The sequence below is a fragment of the Pedobacter sp. AC163 genome (assembly GCF_979258665.1).
Genome location: NZ_OZ409872.1, coordinates 3,610,307 through 3,635,237 on the forward strand (window position 1 = coordinate 3,610,307; position 24,931 = coordinate 3,635,237).

At 37.1% G+C, this 24,931-nt stretch carries 24 protein-coding genes; 6 read left to right on the top strand and 18 right to left on the bottom strand.

Features of this window, described 5'->3' with window-relative positions; all coding sequences use genetic code 11:
* Window positions 1–6 precede the first annotated feature (6 nt).
* The 6 genes from ACZZZK_RS15650 to ACZZZK_RS15675 all read right to left on the bottom strand — a co-directional run bounded on the left by ACZZZK_RS15650 (window position 7) and on the right by ACZZZK_RS15675 (window position 4,915).
* Window positions 7–1,980 carry a TonB family protein gene (locus ACZZZK_RS15650; protein ID WP_463484948.1) on the bottom strand — a complete coding sequence of 658 codons (1,974 nt, stop codon included), beginning with the start codon at window positions 1,978–1,980 and terminating at the stop codon, window positions 7–9.
* Window positions 1,977–2,354 carry a BlaI/MecI/CopY family transcriptional regulator gene (locus tag ACZZZK_RS15655; protein WP_463484949.1) on the bottom strand — a complete coding sequence of 126 codons (378 nt, stop codon included), beginning with the start codon at window positions 2,352–2,354 and terminating at the stop codon, window positions 1,977–1,979. Before ACZZZK_RS15655 ends, ACZZZK_RS15650 begins: the two co-directional genes overlap by 4 nt.
* Before the next feature lie 120 nt (window positions 2,355–2,474).
* Complete coding sequence (locus ACZZZK_RS15660; protein WP_463484950.1) at window positions 2,475–3,116, bottom strand: response regulator; 642 nt, start codon at window positions 3,114–3,116, stop codon at window positions 2,475–2,477.
* Between the two features lie 3 nt (window positions 3,117–3,119).
* On the bottom strand, window positions 3,120–3,911 hold the full coding sequence (locus tag ACZZZK_RS15665) for a sensor histidine kinase (RefSeq protein ID WP_463484951.1): 792 nt from the start codon (window positions 3,909–3,911) through the stop codon (window positions 3,120–3,122).
* Window positions 3,878–4,525, bottom strand: a complete 648-nt coding sequence (locus ACZZZK_RS15670) for a hypothetical protein (RefSeq protein ID WP_463484952.1) — start codon at window positions 4,523–4,525, stop codon at window positions 3,878–3,880. Before ACZZZK_RS15670 ends, ACZZZK_RS15665 begins: the two co-directional genes overlap by 34 nt.
* 3 nt (window positions 4,526–4,528) lie before the next feature.
* On the bottom strand, window positions 4,529–4,915 hold the full coding sequence (locus tag ACZZZK_RS15675) for a hypothetical protein (RefSeq protein ID WP_463484953.1): 387 nt from the start codon (window positions 4,913–4,915) through the stop codon (window positions 4,529–4,531).
* A 286-nt stretch (window positions 4,916–5,201) separates the two neighbouring features.
* Between ACZZZK_RS15675 and ACZZZK_RS15680 the strand changes: the two genes are divergently transcribed.
* Window positions 5,202–5,432 (top strand): response regulator transcription factor, encoded by a 231-nt coding sequence (locus tag ACZZZK_RS15680; protein ID WP_056848321.1) that lies wholly within the window; start codon window positions 5,202–5,204, stop codon window positions 5,430–5,432.
* A gap of 98 nt (window positions 5,433–5,530) precedes the next feature.
* Here ACZZZK_RS15680 and ACZZZK_RS15685 read toward each other — a convergent pair whose 3' ends face one another.
* The 4 genes from ACZZZK_RS15685 to ACZZZK_RS15700 all read right to left on the bottom strand — a co-directional run bounded on the left by ACZZZK_RS15685 (window position 5,531) and on the right by ACZZZK_RS15700 (window position 9,269).
* Complete coding sequence (locus ACZZZK_RS15685) at window positions 5,531–7,099, bottom strand: M28 family metallopeptidase (RefSeq protein WP_463484954.1); 1,569 nt, start codon at window positions 7,097–7,099, stop codon at window positions 5,531–5,533.
* Window positions 7,100–7,386: 287 nt separating this feature from the next.
* Complete coding sequence (locus tag ACZZZK_RS15690) at window positions 7,387–8,184, bottom strand: ABC transporter permease (RefSeq protein WP_463484955.1); 798 nt, start codon at window positions 8,182–8,184, stop codon at window positions 7,387–7,389.
* 1 nt (window position 8,185) lies between these two features.
* Window positions 8,186–9,094, bottom strand: a complete 909-nt coding sequence (locus ACZZZK_RS15695; protein ID WP_463484956.1) for an ABC transporter ATP-binding protein — start codon at window positions 9,092–9,094, stop codon at window positions 8,186–8,188.
* Between the two features lie 4 nt (window positions 9,095–9,098).
* The gene (locus ACZZZK_RS15700; protein WP_157255605.1) at window positions 9,099–9,269 is read right to left on the bottom strand and encodes a hypothetical protein; all 171 of its coding nucleotides are present in this window, start codon (window positions 9,267–9,269) and stop codon (window positions 9,099–9,101) included.
* A gap of 265 nt (window positions 9,270–9,534) precedes the next feature.
* Here ACZZZK_RS15700 and ACZZZK_RS15705 point away from each other — a divergent pair, with 265 nt between their 5' ends.
* Together ACZZZK_RS15705 and ACZZZK_RS15710 are read left to right on the top strand one after the other, a co-directional pair.
* A complete protein-coding gene (locus ACZZZK_RS15705; protein WP_463484957.1) occupies window positions 9,535–10,566 on the top strand; it encodes a sensor histidine kinase in 1,032 nt (343 codons plus the stop codon).
* A 63-nt stretch (window positions 10,567–10,629) separates the two neighbouring features.
* Entirely contained in the window at window positions 10,630–11,379 is a 750-nt protein-coding gene (locus ACZZZK_RS15710; protein WP_463484958.1) for a LytR/AlgR family response regulator transcription factor, read from the top strand.
* On the opposite strand, the gene ACZZZK_RS15715 is transcribed toward ACZZZK_RS15710, so the two are convergent.
* From ACZZZK_RS15715 to ACZZZK_RS15740, 6 genes are all read right to left on the bottom strand, one after another.
* Window positions 11,376–12,248 carry a TraB/GumN family protein gene (locus ACZZZK_RS15715; RefSeq protein WP_463484959.1) on the bottom strand — a complete coding sequence of 291 codons (873 nt, stop codon included), beginning with the start codon at window positions 12,246–12,248 and terminating at the stop codon, window positions 11,376–11,378. The genes ACZZZK_RS15710 and ACZZZK_RS15715 overlap by 4 nt on opposite strands.
* Window positions 12,249–12,258: 10 nt before the next feature.
* The gene (locus tag ACZZZK_RS15720; RefSeq protein ID WP_463484960.1) at window positions 12,259–12,999 is read right to left on the bottom strand and encodes a lysophospholipid acyltransferase family protein; all 741 of its coding nucleotides are present in this window, start codon (window positions 12,997–12,999) and stop codon (window positions 12,259–12,261) included.
* A 35-nt stretch (window positions 13,000–13,034) separates the two neighbouring features.
* Window positions 13,035–13,496 (bottom strand): IS200/IS605 family transposase, encoded by a 462-nt coding sequence (gene tnpA / locus ACZZZK_RS15725; protein WP_463484961.1) that lies wholly within the window; start codon window positions 13,494–13,496, stop codon window positions 13,035–13,037.
* Between the two features lie 903 nt (window positions 13,497–14,399).
* Window positions 14,400–14,954 (bottom strand): NUDIX domain-containing protein, encoded by a 555-nt coding sequence (locus tag ACZZZK_RS15730; protein ID WP_463484962.1) that lies wholly within the window; start codon window positions 14,952–14,954, stop codon window positions 14,400–14,402.
* Between the two features lie 35 nt (window positions 14,955–14,989).
* Entirely contained in the window at window positions 14,990–17,356 is a 2,367-nt protein-coding gene (locus tag ACZZZK_RS15735) for a TonB-dependent receptor (protein WP_463484963.1), read from the bottom strand.
* A gap of 119 nt (window positions 17,357–17,475) precedes the next feature.
* A complete protein-coding gene (locus ACZZZK_RS15740; RefSeq protein ID WP_463484964.1) occupies window positions 17,476–19,968 on the bottom strand; it encodes a TonB-dependent receptor in 2,493 nt (830 codons plus the stop codon).
* A 226-nt stretch (window positions 19,969–20,194) separates the two neighbouring features.
* Here ACZZZK_RS15740 and ACZZZK_RS15745 point away from each other — a divergent pair, with 226 nt between their 5' ends.
* Entirely contained in the window at window positions 20,195–21,121 is a 927-nt protein-coding gene (locus tag ACZZZK_RS15745) for an NAD(P)-dependent oxidoreductase (protein ID WP_463484965.1), read from the top strand.
* Between the two features lie 9 nt (window positions 21,122–21,130).
* Here ACZZZK_RS15745 and ACZZZK_RS15750 read toward each other — a convergent pair whose 3' ends face one another.
* Window positions 21,131–21,550, bottom strand: coding sequence for a DUF6157 family protein (locus ACZZZK_RS15750; protein ID WP_463484966.1), 420 nt, complete (start codon window positions 21,548–21,550; stop codon window positions 21,131–21,133).
* Between the two features lie 146 nt (window positions 21,551–21,696).
* Here ACZZZK_RS15750 and ACZZZK_RS15755 point away from each other — a divergent pair, with 146 nt between their 5' ends.
* Complete coding sequence (locus ACZZZK_RS15755; RefSeq protein ID WP_463484967.1) at window positions 21,697–22,173, top strand: OsmC family protein; 477 nt, start codon at window positions 21,697–21,699, stop codon at window positions 22,171–22,173.
* 84 nt (window positions 22,174–22,257) lie between these two features.
* Here ACZZZK_RS15755 and ACZZZK_RS15760 read toward each other — a convergent pair whose 3' ends face one another.
* Complete coding sequence (locus ACZZZK_RS15760; protein WP_463484968.1) at window positions 22,258–24,138, bottom strand: M1 family metallopeptidase; 1,881 nt, start codon at window positions 24,136–24,138, stop codon at window positions 22,258–22,260.
* Window positions 24,139–24,425: 287 nt separating this feature from the next.
* Between ACZZZK_RS15760 and greA the strand changes: the two genes are divergently transcribed.
* Complete coding sequence (greA, locus tag ACZZZK_RS15765) at window positions 24,426–24,899, top strand: transcription elongation factor GreA (protein WP_029276724.1); 474 nt, start codon at window positions 24,426–24,428, stop codon at window positions 24,897–24,899.
* Window positions 24,900–24,931: the final 32 nt, after the last annotated feature.

Sequence of the window (24,931 nt, forward strand, 5' to 3'; positions counted from 1 at the left end):
TCTTAATTATCTTATTTTAAGAGTCGGTGTGTTGGTATCTAACCTAAGTTCCGTGTCACTTGCTTTTCTAAAATCGTTATTTTTTGTCGTAATGATGAGCACGCCGTTTTTTCCCTTATCTCCGTATAAACTTGTTGCTGCAGCATCTTTTAGTACCGAAACCGATTGAATATTGCGATTATCAATCTTGGTAAAATCAAAACCGTTTTGGCTCACTTTTCCATTTAATACCACAACACCATCAAATTTCGAGTTGTTAAAAACGTTGCTCGTAGAAAGGCCTTTAATCCGAGTTGCTTTCTTCACCTCATCATCAACATTTAGTGTGAAATTCACGTTGATGTGGTATTTTACCCTAACGGGTTTACCATCCGTTATCCCAGGATTCCATCTTGGTGAACTTTTTATTACCCTTAAGGCTTCCTCATCTAATCCACTGCCTAAGCCGCGGGTTATCAAAGCATCGCTAAGCGAACCATCTTTTTCGACGATGAAGGATAGAAAAACTTTTCCCTGTACATTATTTTCTTGTGCTGATTTTGGATACTTTATGGTCTTGCTTAAATACTCATAAAACTTAGATATCCCTCCGGGAAACTCCGGCTGTTTCTCTATAGAAACGAAGTCAAAAACCTTGTCTAACTTATCCTCCTCACTACCACTTTCTATAGGCGAAGAATAGCCAATAATATTAATATTAGAAAGTTTTTGGTAGGTAGCCAGTTTAATGGTCTCTTTATTTATAAGCGGGGCCTTATTTCCGGAAAGCGTGAAACCTACTTTCAACGTGTATTTACCATTAGGCAGATTTTCAAATTTTCTGTATGACAAAATGGCTTTCATTACTTCTTCATCGCAGCCGTCGCCCAAATTCAAAACACTGCTTACGTTTGTTACCTTATTGTTTTGAAGGGTGAATTTTATCTGAGTATTGCCCTGAAGGTTGTTTTTCTGAGCTTCGGATGGATATTTTATCGATCTGGCCATGAAGGCGTAAAAGTTGTTCCAATTTCCGGCTACTTTTTCTGCTGTAGGAATGATCTCAGTGGTAGATAATTTTTCTGGAGCAAATGCTGGCTCAGGAATAATTATTTCCTGAACCATTTCAATAGGTTTATCCAGTGGTATTTGATTGCTAATCGAAATCAGCTTTTCATTTTTTCTTACCGTTGCTGAGGAGAAAATAATGAGAATTGCAAAAAGCGGAATAAAGAAGCCATACTTCAAAATGGCTATTTTCTTTGATCTTTCTTTTTGCAACATAAAGATCCGTTTCTTGATGAGTGATTTATCAAAGAAACCATTGGTAAGGCGATTGGGAGAAATTCCGAACGACTGACTTAAGATGAGCATCGCATATTCAGCTTTATCACCTTGAAATGCTGCAGCATGCTCATCTGCTAAAAATTCGTGAATATTTTTAATGGATTTTTTGTAGAAATAAATGATTGGATTTATCCAGGTAAAAACTCCAATAATCTCAAAAAACAAAATATCTGCGGTATGCCATTGTTTAATATGGGCTTCTTCATGTACATCAATCACCGCCATTAGTGGCAAATTCTGATCGACGACTTTTTTACTAAAAAAAGAAAAAGCAGAACCCGATTTCGCATTTTTTATCAGCTTCTGTACTGAGAGTAAATTGTAAGCAAGCTTGCCTAAGCAGAAGATTATACCTGCACAATAGATGTACACAAACGCATTACCCCAATTAAAGCCATTGCTGTTATCGCTTACAATAGTAGCTTTTTCCAATACGGCTTCCCAATTTACCGATGTATAAACCTGCTGTGCCGCCTTTTGCTCAGTAAGCCATTCCAGTCGGATAAATGGAATAGATAATGATAATACACCAGCACTTACCAGGTAAATTCGGTTGAGTAAAAAGTAGGTTTCCTTATCTAAAAGTAATTTATAAAAGCCATAAAAAACAATTAAGTATAAGTTCACCTGAAGTAGGTAGTGCGCAAAACTCATTTTGGCTTATGTTTAATTTTATCAATCATTTTTAAAATTTCATCCACATCACTTAAATCTAACTTCTCTTCTTTCACGAAGAAAGAAAACATACTTTCTACTGAATTCTCGAAATAGTTGCCGAGTAACTTTTCGGTGGCGTGGCGTTTATATTCTTCTTTGCTGATGAGCGGGAAATATTGATGGGCTTTTCCAAAGGCCTCATGGCCAATAAAACCTTTTGTCTCTAAAATTCTGATAATTGTTGAAACTGTATTATAGGCGGGTTTTGGCAAGGGAAGTTCATCGATAACCTCTTTTACAAATGCTTTTTCCAACTGCCACAATACCTGCATAAGCTGTTCTTCTGCTTTGGTTAGATCTTTAATTTCCATAATATTTAATAAATAGAGATAAGCTTTAGGCAAATGCCTTAACTAAAGTTAAAACTAATTATTTAGTTATGCAAATTATTTATCAAGTTTTTAATAGGTAAAGATTTTCAGCGGTGCTGATTATATGGTAATTAGGTTATTCTTGATCGCATAAACCACCAATCCTGTACGAGATCGGATATTGAGTTTGGCAAATAATGATTCCCGGTAGTTGTCAACAGTTCGCGGGCTTACATTCATCATGTCGGCAATTTCTTTGTAGGTATGTTCGGTACTGCAATGTTGCAAAAATGCAAGTTCCCTTGTGCTGAAGATTGGGCCTGAATCGCTATTTTTTAAAGCAACCAAAAGCCTGCCCGATACCAGGTCGTTGATGTAAAACCCTTTTTCAACAACAGCTTTAATGGCCATGAGAAGGTCGTTAGGTGTTGACTCTTTAAGCATATATCCGCTTGCGCCAGCCCTTAGCATTCCAATAATGGCTTTTTCATCTTCTAGCATGCTCAATGCCAATACATTTATATTAGGATGGTGCTCCTTTACCCACTTGGTGGCTGCAAATCCATCCATTACTGGCATATTAATATCCATTAATAGGAGTTTAACATCTGGATGATTTACAATTTTATGTTGTAAATCCTGACCATTTTTCCCTTCAAATACCACCTTAATTTCGTCAAATTCGTCTAATAAGCTGGCTAATCCAGAACGGAATAGGGTATGATCATCAACTATGGCAATGGATATAGGTTGAGGTAACATGATTTAGGGATATGGGATTTCGATTAGGATGTTAGTGCCTTTATTTGGAGTTGAATTTAAAGCCAATTTACCATTTATCATTTCAATGCGCTTTGAAATAGAACTTAATCCCAACCCTGCTTTATTTGCTTTAGCCTTTTCGTAATTGAAACCTACTCCATTTTCTTCAACATTTAAATATAATTTTTTATCCTCATAGTATGCATTAAAACTGATTGAAGTAGCGTTTGCATGTTTGATGATGTTGTTGATGATTTCCTGTAGCAAGCGTAAAATAATTAAGTCTTTATCTGGGGAGTTTTCCTGCAGATTATGAAGTTGATTGCTCACCTGCAATTCGTAACTACCTGTTTTTTCCAGCCAGTTTATTTCTTGTTGCAAAGCATTGCCTAAACCGTTTTCTACTATTTGCTCACCATGTAAAAGTTTGGCAAGTTCTCTTAACTCTTTGATAGATTTGTTGACCAGAGATAAGGAATTTTCTATTTTGACAGTGGCTTTGTCGCTATGATCAAGATTAATTGAATTTAGGGTCAATGTGGTTAAACTTAATAGTTGTCCTACATTATCATGCAGTTCTGTTGCAATAGCTTGCATGGTATTATCTTGCACTTCAATTCTGGCTTGAAGCATCTCTGCCTCAAACTGCTGTTGCATGTGTTGTTTCTCTAAAATGTGGTTTTTCTTATGCCGATTATACGAACGGATGTACATAATCAAAAAAACAGGCATTAGTAAGAAAATCAAAGTTGCAAGAACAACTAAGATCGCAATTTTTGTTGTTTCGCTCTGCATAAGTAAGAATAAGTCCAAACGCTATATAAAATGAAATTCAATGCTATGGTAATAGCGTACCTGAGGGTGAAACTTTTGCCGAAACGAACATCAAATACATCACTTAATAAATTACAAACCGTTCCACCAAAATAATAAAACAATACACCTGTTATCCACCAAAATTCTGGATGATATTTGATTTCAATAAATTTTTCGTCATTTAACAGGAGATAATAATAATAAAGGCAGTAGAGGCTAAAAACTACCGACATTACTGTTACAGCAGTCGAGTTAAACACCATAATCGAATCTTTGGCAATAAAGCCAAAATAAATCGAATAGACGATCCCTAGCCCTACATATATAATAGGCTTAGGGATTAAATAATTTTTCAGGCAATGCCAGATGCCAATAAAAATGAAGCTAATTTCGAAAAACACAAAAGAGTTAAATAACCAAAGATTGTTTTCTCTTTTAGAGGACATATAACTTCCTGCAGCTTCCGTTAATAACGCCAGAAGAAGATAGGCAATATTTAATTTCCAAAAAATGCTTTTATCATTTCTTAAAAATATAACTGCACCTATAAGGCACATTATTTCGGCTATAACTATCGGTGATGTAAAATTCATTCTTTAAAGTCCGGTTCCCTGGCATACGTTAGGACAAAGTTCGCCTCTGTTTTCAATATCTTCCAAATCATCTTCATGTTCTTCGGTTAATTCGCCAAGTGGGTTGCTGTAGCCAGCAGCAAAGGTTGGCACTAGTAATACCGTGTTTCTTCCTTCATATTCTTTTGGCAATCCTTCTATGGAATTGGCTGTGTATTGAGCATTATAAATTCGCAAACCATCGTGTTTTCCATCGGCAATTGTTTTGGCCATTTCTAAGATTTGTGCTGCAGGAAACCAGATTGCTTTGGTGTAAGATTTTGGATCTTTGCTAGCCTGTTCGGCATATGCGTTAACCATATCTTGTGCAACCTTCTTATCAATAGGTTGGAAATTCGAATTTTTGCTCATTATTACAGTAGGTTTGATTTTGGTCTTCTAAAGTCGTTATTTAGATAGTTTCTGGCAATAGCCACTATGAATTTTAATACCGTAAAAACACCTTTTTATTTAGGGTAAAACATACTACTCATATATAGGTACGTCGACATACTTTTGAAATGCAATAAAGAATGAGAATTTAGTGTTGCACATCCCAAAGTTGTCTATCCCATAATAAAAAGATCCCGAATTTTTGCGGGGTAACCAGGAGTCTTCTTTGTGATGAATTAATGATCACCCTACAATTTAATTTACAATGACAAACAACATCCATCTTCAAGAAAGCAATAACTTGATAACGGAAAGGGAAATTGAAATAGTAAAGCTATTATCAAAAGGTTATAACAGCAAAGAAATAGGCGATATGCTTTTTATTAGCGAGCATACCGTAAATACACACAGGCGGAACATGGTTAGAAAGCTAGATCTGCGAAACTCGTATCAGCTTATTGTGTGGGCATTTAAGCAGCGGATATTATCTTACTAAAGATTAAAATATACATATTTAACGCACCCTCTCTCTAAAAAGCAAAGCCTGCCGTTTGACTTTATGGTCAAATTAGCAGGCTTTTGCATTTTAATTAATTATGGTTTTGCGGCTTGTGCTACTGGCAATTCTTTTCTTGGAATTTGTGCATCACGTTGGGAAGTATTATAAACGAAAGAAGCGACAATAGTTGCCGATTGTTTCAGATCATCTTCCACCAATCTGTCATAAGTATCCATGTTGCTGTGGTGCGTACGGGTATTATAATCGGCGGGGTCTTGTATAAATTGGAAACCCGGAATGCCCACTGCATCAAAGGCCTGGTGATCGGTTCCGCCAGTGTTGTTAATCGTTACCGTTGTAGCTCCAAGATCATTAAACGGACTTAGCCAACTTTGGAATATAGGTCCGGCTGCTGCGTTTCCTTGTAAATAAATACCGCGAATTTTGCCTGTACCGTTATCTAAATTGTAATAAGCCGAAATTTTCTTCTGATCTGGTGTTAAAGCCATCGTTTTCGGATCGCCAAAATGTTTGGCTACGTAACCTCTTGAACCAAATAGTCCTTGCTCTTCAGAACTCCAAAGTGCGATGCGGATGGTGCGCTTAGGTTTAAAATCGATGGCTTTTAAAATTCGCATGGCTTCCATCATTACGGCAGAACCAGCGGCATTATCGGTAGCGCCAGTTGCGGCATGCCACGAATCGAAGTGGCCTCCAATCATAATCACTTCATCCTTTAATTTTTTATCGGTTCCCGGAATTTCAGCTATTACGTTGTAGCCCTGAGGGTCTTGAGCATAAAATGAAGTTTTGATATCAGCTTCTACCTCTACTGGTTTGCCAGCACGAAGCAAACGTAAAATACGTAAAAAATCTTCGGCAGCAACTTCAAGTTCAGGAGAAACTGGTTTAGCATCTAAGGCATAAGAGGCGCCATTGCTGGTGAAGAAAGTTCCTTGTCCGCCGCGGGCATAAGTTAAGATCAGAGCCACTTTTTCTTCGACTAACATGGCGCTCATGGCTGCACGCACTTCACGCATTTTCATCATTTGCGCCATACGATCGGCCATTGGCCCGGTGGCAGCACGTTGACGAGGAGCGCCAGTTGCAGGTTTTGCCGCTGCCATCTGCGCCAGCGTAGAATCGGCATATCGTGAAAAATCTGGCTTCAATCCGCTTGTAAGTGGAGCACCTTGATCCATCATTACAATTTTGCCCGCGAGTTTACCTTTATATTTCGCTAAATCGGCAACACTATCTGCTTTGATTAAAACTACTTCTGATTTTATTGGGCCATTTGTTCCTGGGGTCCATGCTTTTGGAGAGGCAATAATCGGGTGATAAAAAGGAGCGGTGGTTGCAGCGTAATATTTATCTACTTGCCAGCCTTTGCCAAATGTTCCCCAGGCTTCGAGGTGTGCATTTTTCAAACCCCACTCCGTAAGTTGTTTTACTGCCCAGTCTTGCGCTCGTTTTAAACCAGGAGAGTTAGACAAACGAGGACCGGAAACATCAGTTAAGTTGAAGGCAATATCCATCACTTTTGAATTCTCCAGGCCAGCCTTGCGTATTTTTTGTACTATGGCAGCATCTGGTGCATCTTGCGCAAACGCAGAAAAGCAAAGGCTAAAAGCCATTGCTGTGATTGTAAATCTTTTGATCATTTTAAGAAGTAGGTTGGTTTAAGTGCTAAATTACATTTTAGCTTTTCTACAATTAGAATCTCCCGATATTTTTACAAAGGGCTTTTGCGGCATAACAGTTGCCAAACTTGAGAGTAACAGCCTGAATTATCTAAACCTTATTGAAACGGAAAGCCCGTATTCCAATTGAGAACTAATAGAGGTTTCGATGCATATGCCTTACCTAAGCACAAAATTTTTGAAACGGACTTGTAGTGTAAAGAAGGACTAACATTAAAATGAAATGCAGCTATTGCTTTTCAAAAATATTATTTAATACTTTTTCTGGTTACAATAAAGTAACCCGCGATAAATAATACCCCTGCATAAATTAGACTTACCCAAATTTCTCTAGCGAAAATTTCAAAATCTAATGGATCTTTTCCTTTTTTTACCTGTGTAACTTGCAAAGCCAAGGCAGGCAGACTGTATGGAATAAGATAGGCGTACGTCCAGTTAACCATGCCTGCTACAATGCCCATAATAGTGCCTACGAAACCGATGCCAATGGGTTTAAGAAAATCGCCCCAGATTAAGCTAAAGATAAATTGAAGGGACAAAATGCCCAGGGATGACAAAAATAACTTGCTATAAGAGTTAATGAGGAAGTTGGATGGGTTGTATTGACTGAACGTATATTTTGGAACTAAAACTTGCAATAGATGGCCGAAACCATAGGTTAGCGTAGCAAAAAGAAACAAACAAATGAATATCAGCGTAATCGCAAATAGGTATTTAGCGGTATAGATAGAGAATTTGTTTAACGGTTGGGCGAAAAGGCTTTTCCATGTATCGTTTTTGTGCTCTATATTATTAACCGAAAAAGCCATAAACATTACATAAAAAGGCATTACCAATATCCCCATAACGTTCAGGGTGGCACCGGCGTATCTTATCCAAAGCATCATGCCGGGTGCGTTTAATTTCAGAATTTTATCAGCACCTGAATAAAAACCAAAACTTACCAAGCTGCATATTACAACCGGAAGTAAAATTGCGGCCCAAAAGGCAAGGGTTTTCCTGGATTTATAAAACTCGGAAACTAATGAAATGTAGATGGAGCGCATTTTAGTTGTTTTTGGTAATATCAAGAAAAAGGTTTTCCAAATCTTTGCGTTGCTTGGAGAGGCTGCTTACTGTGAATCCATTTTGGATGAGTAGTGTATTGAGCTTTCCGCTATCGGCAGGTGAAGAAAAAGGAACGGTTATTTTGTTATCTGTTTTGGAAGCGATTTCATAGCCTGCTTTAATCAAAAAAGCACTTGCATTCTCAATTTGATCTACTTCTATTTCGACCATCGGTTTGCTTAGCAGATGAAGTTCATCAATCGTGCCTTGAAATAATAATTGGCCTTTGTTAATTATGCCTACATGAGTAGCAGTTCTTTCAATCTCAGCCAATAAATGGCTAGATACTAAAATAGTTTTGTTGTGTTTGGTGGCTAATTCGATCATCAGGTTTCTAATTTCGATAATCCCGTTGGGATCTAAGCCATTGGTTGGTTCGTCAAGCAGTAGTAATTCCGGGTCTGAAACCAGGGCCAGGGCTATGCCCAAACGTTGTTTCATTCCTAGAGAATATTTACCAGCCTTTTTATCACCTGCATCGGTTAAGCCTACTAAAGCCAGCATTTCTGCGACTTTGCTTTTTGGAATCCTGAGTAGGAGGCAGCGATTAATTAAGTTTTCTTTACCAGAAAGATGGCCATAGATAGCAGGTTGCTCTACCAAGGCTCCAATTTTTTTAAGTGTGGCAATGCGATTACTGTTGATTTCTTTCCCAAAAATAAAAACCTGATCTGCCGGCGATTTTAATAAATTAAGCAGGATTTTTATTGTAGTGGTTTTACCAGCACCATTAGGGCCTAAAAAACCATAAATACTACCCTTTGGTACTTGTAAGGATAAATCTTTTATAATGGTTTGGTTACCAAAGCTAAAGTTTAAGCCTACAGTTTCGATTGCATAATTACTCATTACCTTATTTGAAAACCGCTGATACTTGTTTTGCGATAGTATTAGTGCTTGATGTAGGTTTTACCACAACTTCAGCATCATTTTGATTTGTATTTACCGTAAGCGTTAAAATAATCATCATGAATACTGGAACTAATAAAAGTAAAAATGGCGAGGTGTTTACTAACTTTTTCATTTTGTTTTCGTTTTGATGATTCAAAGGAACAGCATTCGAATTGCTTGCTAAAATGTATTATACCAAGTGTTCAAGATTCTAGATAAACAGGCATTTTTGGCGTTTATCGATGAGATTTGGAGTTTGTCGATAAAATTTGGCTGTTTGCCTGTTGGTAGAAAAAAAATGCCTGTTGGTAGATTGTGTGCGGTTTAAAAAGAAAGTTTATTTATTTTGGATGCGGAAAGATTAGCAATAAGCTGCTTCCTCTTTCAAAGTATATTAAATGAAAAAAAGCAAAGGACCATTAATACTTCACGGAATTTTCTGGGCATTTATAATATTAATAATTGCGTTAGATGTCTTTTTTGATTCTCAGGTAAAAAGTGTTAAACATTTTTTACTCTCCCTTGTGCTATTTGGTATAATAAATATTTCCCTCTTTTATATAAACTATTTAATCCTTATTCCCCAGCTCATTAAAAAAAGGAAGAAATATTTTCTATACATGTTGGCGTTTGTTCTTTTGTTAGGCGCTGCGGCATTAATTAAAACTGTTGTAGCGGTTTTAAATCCTAAAGATATGATGGATTACATCATGGAAGGAAAGCCGAAAACACTGCAGGCAGATCAATACTTTTTCGCACAATTGTTTTTGTGTGGATTCTTCTTGGTCTCAAGTTGCCTCATTAAATTTGCTGCTGATTGGTTTTCTAACGAACGCATTCAACGTAACCTGGAAAGTGAGCGTCGGGAAATGGAGCTGCAGTTTTTGAAATCGCAGCTTAATCCGCATTTTCTTTTCAACTCCCTAAATAACATCTATTCACTGGCCTATCAAAAATCAGATAAGACAGCAGATGCGATTATGAAGCTTTCGGAGATTATGCGTTACATGATTTATGAAAGCAATACCCCAACGGTAGCTTTAAGCAAGGAGGTTGATTATTTAACGAACTACATAGAACTGCAAAAAATAAGATTTAAGGATGGTGCTTTTATCGAACTTACCCTAAATGGAGAAATTGACGATCAAAAAATAGTGCCGCTGATGCTGATTTCATTTGTAGAGAATGCGTTTAAACATGGCGTGGTGAATGATCCGGAAAACCCGGTTAAAATTAATATCATTGCGAACCAAAAGATCCTACACTTTAGCGTGATCAATAAGAAAAATCAGCAGAATAAGGATGCTCAAGGCGGAATTGGTTTGCCTAACGTAGAAAGACGATTACAGCTGGTATATCCAGACAGATATAAATTAAATGTTGTAAATTCGGCTACTCATTACACCTGTGAACTAATGATCGATATTTAATTTGCCAACCGGCTTTGACGAATTGACCATTTTTGAATCCTTGAATTAAAACTAAACCTAAAAATGAACTTAAACTGTATTGTTGTTGATGATGAGCCATTAGCGCTTGATATTTTGGAAGATTATATCTCCAAAGTTCCGTTTTTAACGATGGTGAAGCGATGCGAGAATCCAATTGAAGCATTACAGGTTGTTCAGGGTGGGGGTATTGATCTGGTGTTTTTAGATATTCAAATGCCAGAGCTAACGGGGATTCAGTTTTTAAAAATCGCAGGGACTAAATGCCACTATATTTTAACTACAGCATACCCACAGTACGCGTTAGAAAGCTACGATTTAAATGTTTCTGACTATTTGCTGAAACCTATTGCTTTCGATCGCTTTTACAAAGCAGTGGAGAAGGTTCACAAACAGCATAAACCAGTAGAAGCGCCTGCCAGTGTAGCACAGCCAATTATTACCCCGGCAGCTTTCTCTGCTCCAGCCAATCCCGTTCAGGATTATATTTTTGTAAAAACAGAGCATAAAATTCAGAAAATCTACCTTCACGATATTTTGTATATCGAAGGGTTGAAAGACTACATTTCGATCTTCACCAAAGATGAACGCATCATTACGCTCCAAAGCATGAAGAAAATGGAAGAGGCTTTACCACAGAGTCAGTTCATTCGCGTACATAAATCGTACATTGTGGCTGTTGATAAAATTGAAAGTATAGAGCGCAGTAGGATTACCATTAACACCAAAATAATTCCGGTAGGAGACACTTATCGCGATGAATTTTTCAGAGTTATTGGCAACAAGAATATTTAGTTTGTTTTAATTGGTGTTACTGTATAGCCCTCTTTTTGTAGGAGATTAATTAAACCCCACTCACCAACCAAATGGCCAACGCCTACAGCAATAAAGGCGCTTTTATTTTTTATTAGGGAAGGTAGCTTTTTAATCCATGCTATATTTCTATTTTTAAGCAGCACTTCAAATTCTTCTGGTGTAAATTCGTCAGTTTCCTGGAACGATTTTTCAATCTTATTCAGGTCTTGCGCTTTAAAGGCTTCAAAACCCTCTTCGGCTAGCTTTTTGTATTTTTCGTAATTCAGGACATTATCAAGCAACTGCTTTTTTTGCCTTTCGATACTTGCTCCGAAAAGGATTTTGCCTTGCTCTTCTATAGTTTCTAATCCGATAACGGCTTTATTGTGTAAATTTCCATATTCTTGAAAATAAGCATCAATTGCAGTATTTTCTTTACTAAATGTAACCGGCGACGTGAACTGCAATATCATCACTTTCACTGCCATTGGATTTAAATACTTTAGACTATTAATATCAACTTTGGCAATTTTTATTAAATAATCGCCGACAAGTTTATACTCTTGCTCAGTCAAAATTTTATCTAAGGTATTGCCGTTCATTAACATATATTTTGACAGCTTTTTTGCCAAAAGGCTGTCTGTAAAAAGTAGTTCGCCAATAACCATATCAGAAGCATCGAGCTTATTATTTACGTTATGCATACTATCCAGAAAGTCTTTGCCAGCAAAATGGTAAGTTCCAAATAGATAAGATGGTTTTGTCAAATCCTTTCCGGTTATTTCCCAAAATAAAGAGTTAGAAAGCTTGCTGGTTTGTGCAGAAGATTGTAATCCAATGAGAAGAAATATAATAAAAAAGTATCTCACAATTTTCATGTTATATTGATTGATTTAATATTTTTCTAATTTCTGTCTCGGCTTCCAGCGTAATTTCGTTTGGCGTTTTTAGCCCTGGTTCTATCGGTTTCAAAACCGTCCATTTTAACGCATGGCCAGTTGTTAAAGGAAACATTCCAAAGCGAACAATTTTCCACGAGTTTTCGATGGCTATTGGCACTACTAATGCATTTGGAACTGCTTTCAAAATGGTCGCGATTCCTCCGAATTGAAATTGCTTTACCATCCCGTCTTTAGCCCTGGTACCTTCAGGAAAAATAACCGTGCTCCAGTTATTTTCTTTCATTCTACGGCCAAGTTTGATGATTTCTGATATGGCTTGTTTATTGTCCTTTCTGTTGATATTGGCTCCGCCACCTAAACGTAAGTTAATAGAGATAGATGGAATCCCTTTTGTGAGTTCGATTTTGGAGATAAATTTTGCACTGTACTTTCTTAAAAACCAAATCAACGATGGGATATCGTACATGCTTTGATGGTTAGCCGCAAATATGATTGGCCGATCGGTTGGGAGATCGTATTCATTCTTGAAACTGATGGAATTAAATAAAAATATCTGGCAATAGGTTAAGAAGAAATTTAAAATATCAACCGACGTTTTGTGCGCTTTATAGCCAAATAATTTATAGCAAATCCATTGAATGGGATGGAAAATGCACAGCATTAAACCAAAGAAAATGTAAAATATTGGAGTAAGTATATAGCCGAAAAATTTGCTCATCTGGTTTTAAAATAAAGCAACAAAGATAATATAAATTATTCTGGTTCCTTGAAGATGTATTTGTCCTCGAACTCAATTTCGAAATCTTTTAAAAATTTAGCGTACTCGCTTAGAAAGCTTTCTTTTTTGTGATGCTCTTTTTGATTGTGGATATATTGAATTACGTTTGGTAAGTCACTTTTTGAATAAGAGAATGCCCCATAACTTTCTTGCCATGAAAATTTCGATTTAGATAAATTTTGATCGTTAATCCATTTTGAACTTTCGGTTTTGACGTTTTGAATTAAGCTCGAAATAGATTGATGTGGACGTATTCCAACCAAAATATGGATATGATCCGGCATGTTATTGATCTGAATCATTTTGTGGTTATTGTTCTGGAAGATTCCGGTGATATATTTTTGCAAATTATCCTCCCATTCTGCCCCAATTAGTGCCGCTCGGTATTTCACCGCAAAAACAAATTGGATGTGTATTTGGGTGTAGGTGTTTGGCATATCATTTTTTAATGAATATAACCAATTTCATGATAGCTTGGGATAATATTTTGTTGTTTATTTTCATGAAACGTTCCTACGGAACGAAAATGTATGGCGCATATTTTCTACCGAGGAGATGTTCCTACGGAACATGTGACATCCGGTTTTGATATATATCATTAAAATCAAGGCATAAATTTTCATTTTTTTAAGCGCCCAAATATCCCGTAGGGATATCTCCTCGATACAAAGAATTCGTGGTTTTTCATGTTCCGTAAGGAACATTTCATGATAGCTTGGGGTAATATTTTGATGTTTATTTTCATGAAACGTTCCTACGGAACGAAAATGTATGGTGCATAATTTCTACCGGGGAGATGTTCCTACGGAACATGTGGTAAAAAGTTGGAATCCATTTTTGATATAATTATAGAACAATAATTTTCATTTTTTAAATTGCCCATGTATCGGGGTTGGTGATCCTCGATAAAATCGATATGTAAATTTCATTTTTTATAAGCGCCCAAATATCCCGTAGGGATATCTCCTCGGTAGAAAAAAAAATATGATTTTTTCATGTTCCGTTAGGAACATTTCATGATAGCTTGTGGTTAATATTTTGATGCTTATCTTCATGAAACGTTCCTACGGAACGAAAATGTATGGTGCATAATTGTTCTACCGAGGAAATGTTCCTACGGAACATGTGGTAAAAAGTTGAATCCATTTTTGATATAATTATCGAACCATAATTTTCATTTTTGAATTGCCATGAATCGGGGTTGGTTATCCTCCATAAAATCGATATGTAAATTTCACTTTTTTCTAAGCGCCCACATATCCCGTAGGGATGTCTCCTCGGTAGAAAAAAAAATGTGATTTTTCATGTTCCGTTAGGAACATTTTATGATAAAATAAACATCAAATCAGGTTTTCCATAATCATCAGCTTCGCTTTTAAAATTGCCGCCACACTCATTGAATCCGTAATTTCATTTTTCATCACCATTTCGAAAGCCTCATCAAACGAGACTTTTTTAACCACTAATTCTTCGGTTTCTTCTGGCATTGCAATGCCTTGAATTAAGCCCGTAGCTACGTAAATGATGCTTAATTCATCGCTCACTGAGTTTGACAAATGCATGCGTTGAATTTCTTTCCAATTGCTTGCGCTCATGCCTGTTTCTTCCAGCAGTTCTCTTCTGGCACTTTCTAATGGATCTTCGCCGAGTGGTCCCCCACCTTCGGGAATTTCCCAGCTATAAGCTTTTAATGGAAAGCGATACTGGCCTACCAGCCAGGTATTGTAATCTTCATCGAGCGGCAAAATGCCAATAGCTAAGTTTTTAAAGTGTACTTCACCGTAAATTCCTTCTCCACCCGATGGATTGATCACTTGATGTTCGGTGACACTAATCCAGTTGTTGTCATACTTTAAGTCACTTTCCAGCGTTTTCCAGGGGTTTTTTTCTTCCATTACGCAAATTACAAATATCCTATCCTAAATAAAATTTATCGTGGTGTTGCTGGGGGAGGTGGTGGATTTTTTTTTGCAATCTTCGTAAATCTATAGTTTAGGCTGAATATGAAATTCTGCGTATTATTCGTAGAAAAACTCTTCAATCTAAAGTTTTCACCTTCGTTATAAATGGTGTTATTTCGATTTCCAAAAATATCGTTTAGTGTAACCCTGAAATTTAATCTGTTGCTAAAAAACATTTTTCTGGCAGAGAAACTCGAAGTTACCGAACCCTTGTTTCTTCCCTGGGCACTTACGTTATTGGCATAATTTAAATTTGATTCGAAAGCAATTTTCTGTGGAAGTTGCATAGAAAAGCCAAAAGTTCCCCTAATGCTTAATCCATCTCTATTCAAGGCCGAATTTAATTTTGAAGTATAATTACTCTGAATCACACTGAAATTCCCATTGGCTGATATTTTATTCGTAGGACGATAATTTCCAATTAGAATCAAAGCCAGAGAATTGTTTGTCCCAACGTTATCGAAAGTGCTTTCCGATCGAGCTGAAGTAGAACCTGGAATTAAGGTAACTGTTCTAAATCTTTCAATTACACCCTGACTAGTGGAATAAGAAATGCGGGGCGTAAAAGACCATTTCTGCCCAAATGCCCCGAAACTAATATCCATTTGGTGTGTGTAGGAGGGCGAAAGGTTCGGATTACAATAAGAAATATTCAACGTATCTACATTATTAACCTGTGGATTCAAGGTGTTTTCTCTTGGTCTGTTGATACGAACGCTGTATGTTGCGCCAAAATTATAACGTTTGCGGAAAAATTTATTAACCGAAAGGTTGGGGAAAATACTTAGATAAGGCTTTACATTATAGTTTTCTCCTGTCGAAAGATCGAAAGCCACGTCTGTTAATTCGGTTCTAACCCCCGTTTTTACGCCCCAACCTGCATTACGATAATTGTATGATGCATATCCAGCCAGAATGTTTTCATTGTATAAAAATTGATTACTCAACCTATCATTGGTTACAAATTGCTGCGTTTGAAAATTGAAATTTTCGACCAATAAGTCGTTGTCATTTTTTCTGTAGTTATAAGCAAGACCTAACTCAACACGATCTCTTTTTTTAAATACCGGTTTATCATAGTCAAGGTTAAAAGTGATGCCATTATTTCCAATATCATTATTGTTTTTTTGCAAGGTTGCTCGCGAAATACCAATGGGTAAATAGGAGGTATTATAGGTTCGAAGATCTGAACTCCCATTGGTATTAAATGTTAACCCAATCGATAGGTTTCCGCCACTCGTATCAGTCTGTAGCTTGTAATCGGCATTAATTACGAAGTTGTTGCTGTTCCCATCGCCTGTATTGGCTTGGTTGCGCAGTCGTTTTTCAATGAGTTGATCACTTAAATAGCGCAGCTCGTTTGCTGAATTGGATGAAGATGTATTGTCGTTATAATTGGTTGATAAGCGAATATTTTGCTTTGGCGTAATGTCCCAATCAAAACCCAACCTAAAATTGGCACCTCTGCTTTTGCTTTTGTTGGCACCGCTTTGATCGTAATAAAATGTTGTATCAGGAAAGAAGTTTTCTCTATAACTATTATTTTCACCCTTGCCCACGTTATAACGATAGGCTGCACTTCCATTAATAGCATAATTTTTTCCACGGTAGGAAGCATTCGTATTGGCATTTCCATTTCCTTGCACACCACCTGCTACGCCGATATTGCCATTAAACCCTACCTTAAACCCTTTTTTCATCACAATATTGATGATTCCTTCCCCGTCGCCACTGTATTTTGCAGGTGGGTTGGTGAGCACTTCGATTTTTTCAATTGCATCTGATGGAAGTACATTCAAAAGATCGGCAATGTTCGATGTCATATAATCAGATGGCTTTCCATCAATAAAAACACGGGTGCTTTTTTTGCCGGCAATAGTTGCATTCCCATCGATATCAACCTGTACCATGGGTACATTTTTTAACACATCTGTCGCAGTGCTGCCTTCTGCTAGCAAAGTGGACCCGACGTTATAGGTTACACCATCGGCACCAAATTCTATTGCAGGTTTCTGTACGGTAATGGTTACTTCCTGCAGTGAATTTTGCTCTGAGCTGAGTTTTAATGATCCTAAGTTTTTATCAAAATCTTTGTCGGTGATGATGATCCCGTTTACCACCAAAGGTGCATAACCAACAAAACTAATTTTAATGCGATAGTTTCCGCTTTTCAGATTTTTGATGCTTAAAAAACCGTCATCATCACTTGTAGAAGTAATCAAAGGTTGTTCTGCATCTCCAAGATATACCGAAATGATAGCTGAGGGAATAGATAAACCACCAACTTCTTCTACCACTTTGCCACTAATCGTTCCTTTTTCGGCGGCAAAAGCCATGACTCCTGAAAATAGAATCAAGAAAGTAAGACAAAATTTAGGGAGACGTTTTTTCAATGTTTGGTTAGCGTTTATAAAAAAGGCGTTTAAAAATATCTTTTTAAACGCCTTTTTCAAAATTAAAATGAGCCTTCATCAGGACGATTGTCTTGCTGATCGTCCTTTTTCTTAGTTTTATTTAAATTGAATGTGGTTTTTCCGAAGCGGTAAGAAAACGTTAGGTTACCCATTGTTCCTTGCATGCGTCGGGCAAAATCGATATACGTAAAGTTATCATCCGTAGTCATGCTCCATCTGCGGGTATTAAAGACGTCTCTAATGTTGAAACTAAGCGAGGCTTTTTTATTAGGGAAATCGTATTTAGCTCCGCCATCAATACCGTACATCGCGTTCCGTTTACCTTGCGCCATCACTTCTGGTGCTCTGTAATCGGCACGAACCTGAATAGATACGTTTTTTGCAACAGTTAAATTTCCAGTGATATTTCCATTCCAGCTAAAACCACTTCTGCTGGCAATGTTAAATCTTTCATCACCTTCAAATTTCTGTTGATATAAATTTACGTTCGTAGTAAAGTTTAACGCTTTAATTAAATCGAAGCGACCAATTAATTCTAAACCACTATTTTGTTGGCGGGTTAAGTTTTGTGGTGTTGTGGTGATAATACCGTTCGCATCGGGCACACTTCTTACCCTTTGAATAACGTCGTTAGTTTGGCGGAAATATAAGCTGGATGTTAAGGTTACCTTTTTGAAATATTTGCTGTAACCCAATTCAAAAGAGTGTACATCTTCCGGATATAAATTTGGATTACCTGCTCTGTAATTTAAAGGATCGGATACATCTAAAAATGGATTGGTATCCCATGGGCGAGGACGATTTACACGGCGTGTATAGCTCAACTGAACGGTTTGCTCACCTTTTAATTTTTGCGTTAAAAATACACTTGGATATAACCTTTTGTAATGGATGTTTCCTTCACTTGCTACTAGGTTATTGCCGTTATATCCTTCCAGATGGGTATCTAAACGGGCATCTTCAGCTCTTAAGCCGATTTGGTAACCAAAATCTTTTATCTGATTTTGATAGTTTAGGTAAAGCGCATGAACCTGATCTTTGCTGTTAAAATCATTAATCAATTTGTTATTACGAATGTAAATTTCAGTATTGGTTAAAATCGAATCTGCATATTGATCGTTATCTCCTAAACGAATTTGGCTGCGGTAACCGGTTTCAATTTTACCTGCTTTACCCACTGGCAAAGTGTAATCAGCCTGGATGTTATAATTTGTGTTATCGCCAGTATTAAAAATGCGTTGTAAACTTGGATTGATGTTTACCGCATTTCCATTTTGGTTGGTAAAAGTTGTGCTGTATGCCTGATCATTATTATTCGTTCCATATGAGTAACCAAAATTGAAAGTTAATTCCTCTTTCGGTTTTTTAAATTTTTGAACGTAATCCAAATTTAAATCATAACTGCTTCCATCACCTTTATTGGTATTGCTTCTATTGCTTAGTAAAACCGGACTCAAATTAGAGCGCAATTGTCTGATGTCAACAAATTCATCGCGGTCATTTTCCCTTGAGTTAAAACCACCCGATAAACTTACAATGCTTTTAGGAGTGATGTAATAATCTAAACCTGCTTTAGCATTATGTCCCTTATCCAACGAAGTGGATGAAGTATTTTGGTTTGCAAAAGCAGTTGAAGTGGTTGGGCTTTTATAAGTAATATCCTGGAAGCCACCACCAATTCTATTGCCGTAACGATAGCTGTAGTTTCCGTAAAGGTTTACTTTACTATTTTGAAAACTTAAATTGGTATTGCCATTGTAGTTGTCGCGGTTACCGGCAGTTAAAGCCACCGAACCGTTAAACCCAAGTTTAGTATTTTTCTTTAGCACAATATTGATGATACCAGATTGGCCTTCCGCATCATATTTAGATGACGGGTTGGTAATTACCTCTACACTTTCGATAGAACTTGCTGGGATAGACTGGAGAATTTGCGCCACGTTACCACCGGCAATAAGTGAAGGTTTGCCATCAATTAAAACCCTAACGCCACTCGATCCACGTAGGCTCACATTTCCGTCCATATCTGTAGAAACGGATGGAACATTTTGTAGTAAATCGCCGGCAGAACCACCTTCGCTAATTACACTTTGATCTACAGCAAAAATCTTTTTATCAATGCCCATTTGCATACCCTGTTTCTGTCCGGTTACCGTAACCTCGCTCAAAATATTTCCTTTTGCGGTATTCATTTTAATATCGCCAAAGTTTAAAGTTCCGGTGGTTGAGGTAATGTTTACGTTATCGCGTACCATGGTTTGGTAGCCAACAAAACTAATTTTGAAAGTAAAGGTTCCTGTAGGTAAATCGGCCATTACAAAAGCGCCATTTGCATCGGTTTGAGCTATTTTAGCATTTTTAGCTGTTGCTTTATCAATTAAAACAGCCGTTGCAAATGGGATGGTTTCTTGTGTTTTGGCATCTTTAAGTACACCGATTATTTTTGCCTTGCCTCCAGTTTGGGCGAAAAGGCTAAAGGATAAACTTAAGAATAGAAGGGTAATTTGTATCGTCCTTGATTTAAAAATTCTCATTAAAATATATTATTTGTTGTGTGTTTTTGTAAAGGGAGACAAAGTAACGGCAACTAAGTTTAATTAAGGAGGCGTAACTATTTTATTACAGCCATTTTATAGTAATATTTTTGTGAGCAATTTTTGTCCACATTTAAGTTGCCAGGCATATTTCTGTTAGTGAAACAGGAAAACAATTGAACAATATTATAAATGGCCAATATCTAAATTGTTACTTTTGTTCGAGATGAAAAAAATATTAATCGTTGATGATTTACATCCCGCTTTTAAAGAGCAGGCGGTGGCATTGGGCTATCAGGTTGATGATGAACCTGAAATTACCAGACAGCAGACGTTAGAAAAAATAAAAGACTACGTCGGTATTGCTGTTCGTACCAAATTCAGGATTGATGCTGAGCTTTTCGCGGCGGCTCCAAACCTGAAATTTGTGGCCCGTGCCGGTGCTGGTTTAGATAATATCGATGATAAAATTGCTTTCGAACGAGGTATCGAGTTAATTAACGCCCCAGAAGGTAATTGCGATGCGGTGGGCGAACATGCCACAGGTTTGCTTTTATCGCTGATGAATAACTTCCGCAGGGCTGATATGGAGATCAGAAACGGGGTTTGGGATCGAGAAGGAAACCGAGGGTACGAATTAAAAGGAAAAAAAGTTGGCATTATTGGTTATGGCTTTATGGGGCAAATTTTCGCTAAAAAACTGGCTGGCTTTGAGGTTGATGTAATGGCTTACGATAAATATAAAACTGGCTTTTCTGATGCGTTCGCCCGTGAAGTAAGTATGGAAGAAATTGTCAAGCACAGCGATGTGCTCAGTTTGCACATTCCACTCACTGCCGAAACCAAACAGATGGTTGATGATGAATATTTTTTCCATTTTAAAAAGCCCATTTTCTTTATCAATACCGCCAGAGGGGAAATTGTAAACACAAAAGCCGTTTTAAATGCCATCTCATCATGTAAAATTTTAGGTGCTGGACTAGATGTATTACAAACTGAAAAATTTCCGGCCCTGGGTGAGCAAGATTGGTATAAAGAACTGGCCAAAAATGAAAAAGTGATTTTGACACCGCATGTTGGCGGCTGGACCTTCGATTCTTATCGCAAGATATCGGAAGTTTTGGCTCAAAAACTGGAGGGACTTTCTTTTTAGACTCTAGAATTATTTTTTTGAGGTACGCATGGCTTTTACTGTTTTAATTCCAGAATCGGACGATAGCTTTGTGTATTCTTCTGTTTCCATTCCATAAATAGCAATTTTGCCTTCGTGGTTGGAGTGAACGCCAAAGCCATATCGTTTTGTTAAAGGTGAAGCACGAAAACAAGGTTGTCCTTTCGAGAAAAAGCTTTTGTTGGCTTCATCTTTTTCTGCTTCGCTGATATCGTTTCTTTCTGCGAAAACTTGAAATAACACATCATCAGATGAGTATTTGTAAGGCTTTTTTGAGATCATTTCAAACTGTAATTCGGCAACCGTTTTATTGTTTCCTTTTGGTTTTGGTATTTCTCCGTGGCTAACCGGACAATCTTCTGCTATCTCAATAAAAGTATCGAAATAGTTAGTGGTGTGAGTTTTGGTCATGGGATGTGATTAAGTCTATTCAATTTCTAATTTTGGGCGGGAAATTTTTTCATTTTGATTCTAAATTAAGAAACAATTGCGATTTCTTCTCGTAGTTTCCACCCTTATTTCCTAAATTGGAATACAATTTCTAACTAAATTATATCATGCCGAAAGATCATTTATACACTACAACCGTAACCTGGACGGGCAATAAGGGTTCTGGAACAATGGATTACCGCTCTTACGATCGCGATTACGTTATTTCTGTCCAAGGAAAAAGCGATATTTCTGGTTCATCAGATTCTGCCTTTCTTGGCGATAAATCTAAATATAACCCCGAAGATTTGTTATTGGCTTCTATTTCCAGTTGCCACATGCTTTGGTATTTGCACCTATGTTCTAAAAACGAAATAGTAGTTATCGATTATAAAGATGAGGCTGTTGGCACAATGGAAGAATCGGCAGATGGAAGTGGTAAGTTTAAGGAAGTAACCCTACATCCAAAGGTATTAATAGCAGATAAGGAACATTTTGAATTGGCAGAGTCGTTGCATGTAGAAGCGAACAAAATGTGTTTTATCGCCAACTCATTAAATTTTCCTGTTAAACACCAGCCTGTTTGTAAAGCGGAGAATAGCTAGTATTTAGTGGAAAGTATAAAGTAGATAGTGAAAAGTTTAAAGTTGGCCGTTTTCACTCTTAAACTGCCAACTTTAAACGGTTAATTATTTTACAACAAAAACGTTATCATTTGGAGTAGCATCTACATAAATACCATTATCCAAAGTAATCGACTTTATTTTACGGTTGGTGTTAATCGTCATAGTGAATTCTTTCTGATTCACTTTCCAAACTGCTGGTGTTTTATGAATGGTTTCTGTTTTACCTTCCGTATCGGTAACCAGAATATCAAATGGAATAGCAAAACCGCCAACATTTTTAATTACAAACGTTACTTTTCCTGATGAAATTTGCGGGTTACTCAGGGCCAAATCGAGGTAGTGATTGGTGAAAAACCAGTTCTGAAAGAACCAGTTTAAATTCTGGCCTGATCCTGTATTCATTGAATTAAAATAATCCCACGGGATGGGATGTTTACCATTCCAAGTGTTCATGTAATGATGAAGTGCTTTTTTAAATAAATCATCGCCCAACATATCTTTCAATGCAAGATAGCTTAACGAAGCCTTACCGTAAGAGTTATTTCCATACCCGGCACCAGAAACCTGGTCAGACATCGAAATTACGGGTTGATCTTCTTCTGCAGATTTATCGTTAATATAGCTGTTAACCCTAAATTTTTTGTAAAAATCATCAGCAGCTTTTTTGCCATGTTCGGCAATGCCGATTAAATATTCGAAAGTAGTTGCCCAGCCTTCATCCATATAAGCATAACGGGTTTCATTTATGCCCATGAAAAAAGGAAAATAGGTATGCGCCACCTCATGATCCTGAACCAGTTGAGCGAAAACCGGATCGCCGAAGTTAGAATCATTAACCATCATCGGATATTCCATATCTGCAAAGCCTTGAAAAGCAATGCTTTTAGCGTAAGGATAAGGGATGCCAGGCCAGTTATTCGAAAACCATGCCAGTGCATTAATGTTGTATTTTACCGAATTTAAAAAATCTTTTCCTGTTGTTGGGTTATAGGCTGCCTGTGCACTTGCCCTGCGGCCGCTTTTTGAATCTACCACAACACTTCCACCATCCCAAACGTAGTGATTGCTCATGGCAAAAGTTACATCAGGAATATGATTGGCCTTAAATTTCCAGGTATTCCAATCTTTTTGAACCGTTACTTTACCATTTTTCAATTCATCAGCAGTGGCAATATTAATTACTCCATCTGTATCGTATGATTTTTTCAATCGAGCGGAAATTTCCGGCTGCAATACTTCATCAGGATTTAAAAAATCGCCGGTAGCATAAACTACATAGTTTTTTGGTGCCGTTACTGAAAAAACATAATCGTTAAAATCATTGTAAAATTCCGCTCTATCTGTATGTGGAATCCTGTCCCAACCATTGTAATCATCATAAACAGAAATACGGGGATAGCTGTAAGCCACAAAGAACGAGTTTGGATCAATCTGTCCTTCGCGACCGCTTTCTTTTGATAAAGGATAATCCCATCCTATTTTAACAGATACTTTTGACTTTGGGTTTAATGGCTTTTTCAAACGCACATTGCCAACTGTTCCCCAGTTTTTTGAATCTACTTTATACGTTTCTCCATCAACAGAAAACGAAGAAATGTTTAGGCCTGTAGTTAAAAAATCTTCGCTTACAGCACCTCCACGTGGAGAAGTTGGCTTGTGTAAATTGTTCACAAAACGAATAGCCAAGGTTTTTAGCGTATCGTTGCTGTTATTGCTGTACAAAATTTCTTCTTGTCCGCTAACCATTTTCGTAGCGGCATCTACTTTAATATCCATGGTGTATTTGCCATGATTTTGCCAATAGTTGGCGCCAGGATTACCGTTCATAGAGCGGGTTCCTCTATCGTAAGCTGCCTTTATATTTCGTGGCATATATAGCTCTTGCGCCGAAAGCGTATAACTTCCTAGTCCGACAAGGAGGAGTAAAGAAAATAACTTTTTCATTTTTAAATAATTTCGACTAAAATATCATAATTGAATGAATTTTAAATGAGTATCGGTTTGAATGTTACTTTTTAATTTTAAGCGAAAGAAGATTGGTTTAGGGAGTGAAGGTTTATTAATGTGGTGATTAGTGGCAACTCGATGTTAAAATCTAAAAATCCTGATCTTTTATTTGCTTTTGTAATTTCCACAATTTATCTTCGTTATAATTGAAGCAAGACTATGTAGCAAACCAACTATGTAGTCTTGTTTGTTTTTTATAGCGTTTGAATAAAATTAATAGAGCAATGACAGAGGTAACGTATTACACACAAGAGGGGTTAGATAAACTGAAAGAAGAAGTTCATTATTTAACTACCACCGGCCGTCAGCTAATATCTAAAGCAATTGCTGAGGCGAGAGATAAGGGTGATTTATCGGAAAATGCAGAGTATGACGCTGCTAAAGAAGCACAAGGTTTGCATGAGGCCAAAATCTCAAAATTAAAAAATACATTGGCAAATGCCCGCCTGATTGATGAATCGAAATTGGATTTATCGAAGGTATTGGCATTATCAATTGTAAAAATTAAAAATGTTAAAAACGGTGCCACCATGACTTATCAGTTGGTAGCCGAAACGGAGGCCGATTTAAAAACAGGAAAAATTTCTGTAAAATCGCCTATTGCACAAGGCTTGTTAGGTAAATCTGTTGGCGAATTTGCCGAAATTGAAGTGCCTGCAGGTAAAATGCAATTCGAAGTTTTAGAAATCTCTAGATAAAAGAAGTTGGGAGTTATGGGTTACAGGTTGTA

Excerpts from the sequence above, each read along its gene's own strand:
- ACZZZK_RS15690 (WP_463484955.1), bottom strand. The coding sequence starts at position 8,184 with ATGCGCTCCATCTACATTTCATTAGTTTCCGAGTTTTATAAATCCAGG.
- ACZZZK_RS15720 (WP_463484960.1), bottom strand. The coding sequence starts at position 12,999 with ATGAGCAAATTTTTCGGCTATATACTTACTCCAATATTTTACATTTTC.
- ACZZZK_RS15655 (WP_463484949.1), bottom strand. The coding sequence starts at position 2,354 with ATGGAAATTAAAGATCTAACCAAAGCAGAAGAACAGCTTATGCAGGTA.
- ACZZZK_RS15660 (WP_463484950.1), bottom strand. The coding sequence starts at position 3,116 with ATGTTACCTCAACCTATATCCATTGCCATAGTTGATGATCATACCCTA.
- ACZZZK_RS15735 (WP_463484963.1), bottom strand. The coding sequence starts at position 17,356 with ATGGCTTTTGCCGCCGAAAAAGGAACGATTAGTGGCAAAGTGGTAGAA.
- ACZZZK_RS15680 (WP_056848321.1), top strand. The coding sequence starts at position 5,202 with ATGACAAACAACATCCATCTTCAAGAAAGCAATAACTTGATAACGGAA.
- ACZZZK_RS15760 (WP_463484968.1), bottom strand. The coding sequence starts at position 24,138 with ATGAAAAAGTTATTTTCTTTACTCCTCCTTGTCGGACTAGGAAGTTAT.
- ACZZZK_RS15755 (WP_463484967.1), top strand. The coding sequence starts at position 21,697 with ATGCCGAAAGATCATTTATACACTACAACCGTAACCTGGACGGGCAAT.
- ACZZZK_RS15665 (WP_463484951.1), bottom strand. The coding sequence starts at position 3,911 with ATGCAGAGCGAAACAACAAAAATTGCGATCTTAGTTGTTCTTGCAACT.
- ACZZZK_RS15670 (WP_463484952.1), bottom strand. The coding sequence starts at position 4,525 with ATGAATTTTACATCACCGATAGTTATAGCCGAAATAATGTGCCTTATA.
- ACZZZK_RS15650 (WP_463484948.1), bottom strand. The coding sequence starts at position 1,980 with ATGAGTTTTGCGCACTACCTACTTCAGGTGAACTTATACTTAATTGTT.
- ACZZZK_RS15740 (WP_463484964.1), bottom strand. The coding sequence starts at position 19,968 with ATGAGAATTTTTAAATCAAGGACGATACAAATTACCCTTCTATTCTTA.
- ACZZZK_RS15705 (WP_463484957.1), top strand. The coding sequence starts at position 9,535 with ATGAAAAAAAGCAAAGGACCATTAATACTTCACGGAATTTTCTGGGCA.
- greA (WP_029276724.1), top strand. The coding sequence starts at position 24,426 with ATGACAGAGGTAACGTATTACACACAAGAGGGGTTAGATAAACTGAAA.
- ACZZZK_RS15745 (WP_463484965.1), top strand. The coding sequence starts at position 20,195 with ATGAAAAAAATATTAATCGTTGATGATTTACATCCCGCTTTTAAAGAG.
- ACZZZK_RS15695 (WP_463484956.1), bottom strand. The coding sequence starts at position 9,094 with ATGAGTAATTATGCAATCGAAACTGTAGGCTTAAACTTTAGCTTTGGT.
- tnpA (WP_463484961.1), bottom strand. The coding sequence starts at position 13,496 with ATGCCAAACACCTACACCCAAATACACATCCAATTTGTTTTTGCGGTG.
- ACZZZK_RS15750 (WP_463484966.1), bottom strand. The coding sequence starts at position 21,550 with ATGACCAAAACTCACACCACTAACTATTTCGATACTTTTATTGAGATA.
- ACZZZK_RS15685 (WP_463484954.1), bottom strand. The coding sequence starts at position 7,099 with ATGATCAAAAGATTTACAATCACAGCAATGGCTTTTAGCCTTTGCTTT.
- ACZZZK_RS15710 (WP_463484958.1), top strand. The coding sequence starts at position 10,630 with ATGAACTTAAACTGTATTGTTGTTGATGATGAGCCATTAGCGCTTGAT.
- ACZZZK_RS15730 (WP_463484962.1), bottom strand. The coding sequence starts at position 14,954 with ATGGAAGAAAAAAACCCCTGGAAAACGCTGGAAAGTGACTTAAAGTAT.
- ACZZZK_RS15700 (WP_157255605.1), bottom strand. The coding sequence starts at position 9,269 with ATGAAAAAGTTAGTAAACACCTCGCCATTTTTACTTTTATTAGTTCCA.
- ACZZZK_RS15675 (WP_463484953.1), bottom strand. The coding sequence starts at position 4,915 with ATGAGCAAAAATTCGAATTTCCAACCTATTGATAAGAAGGTTGCACAA.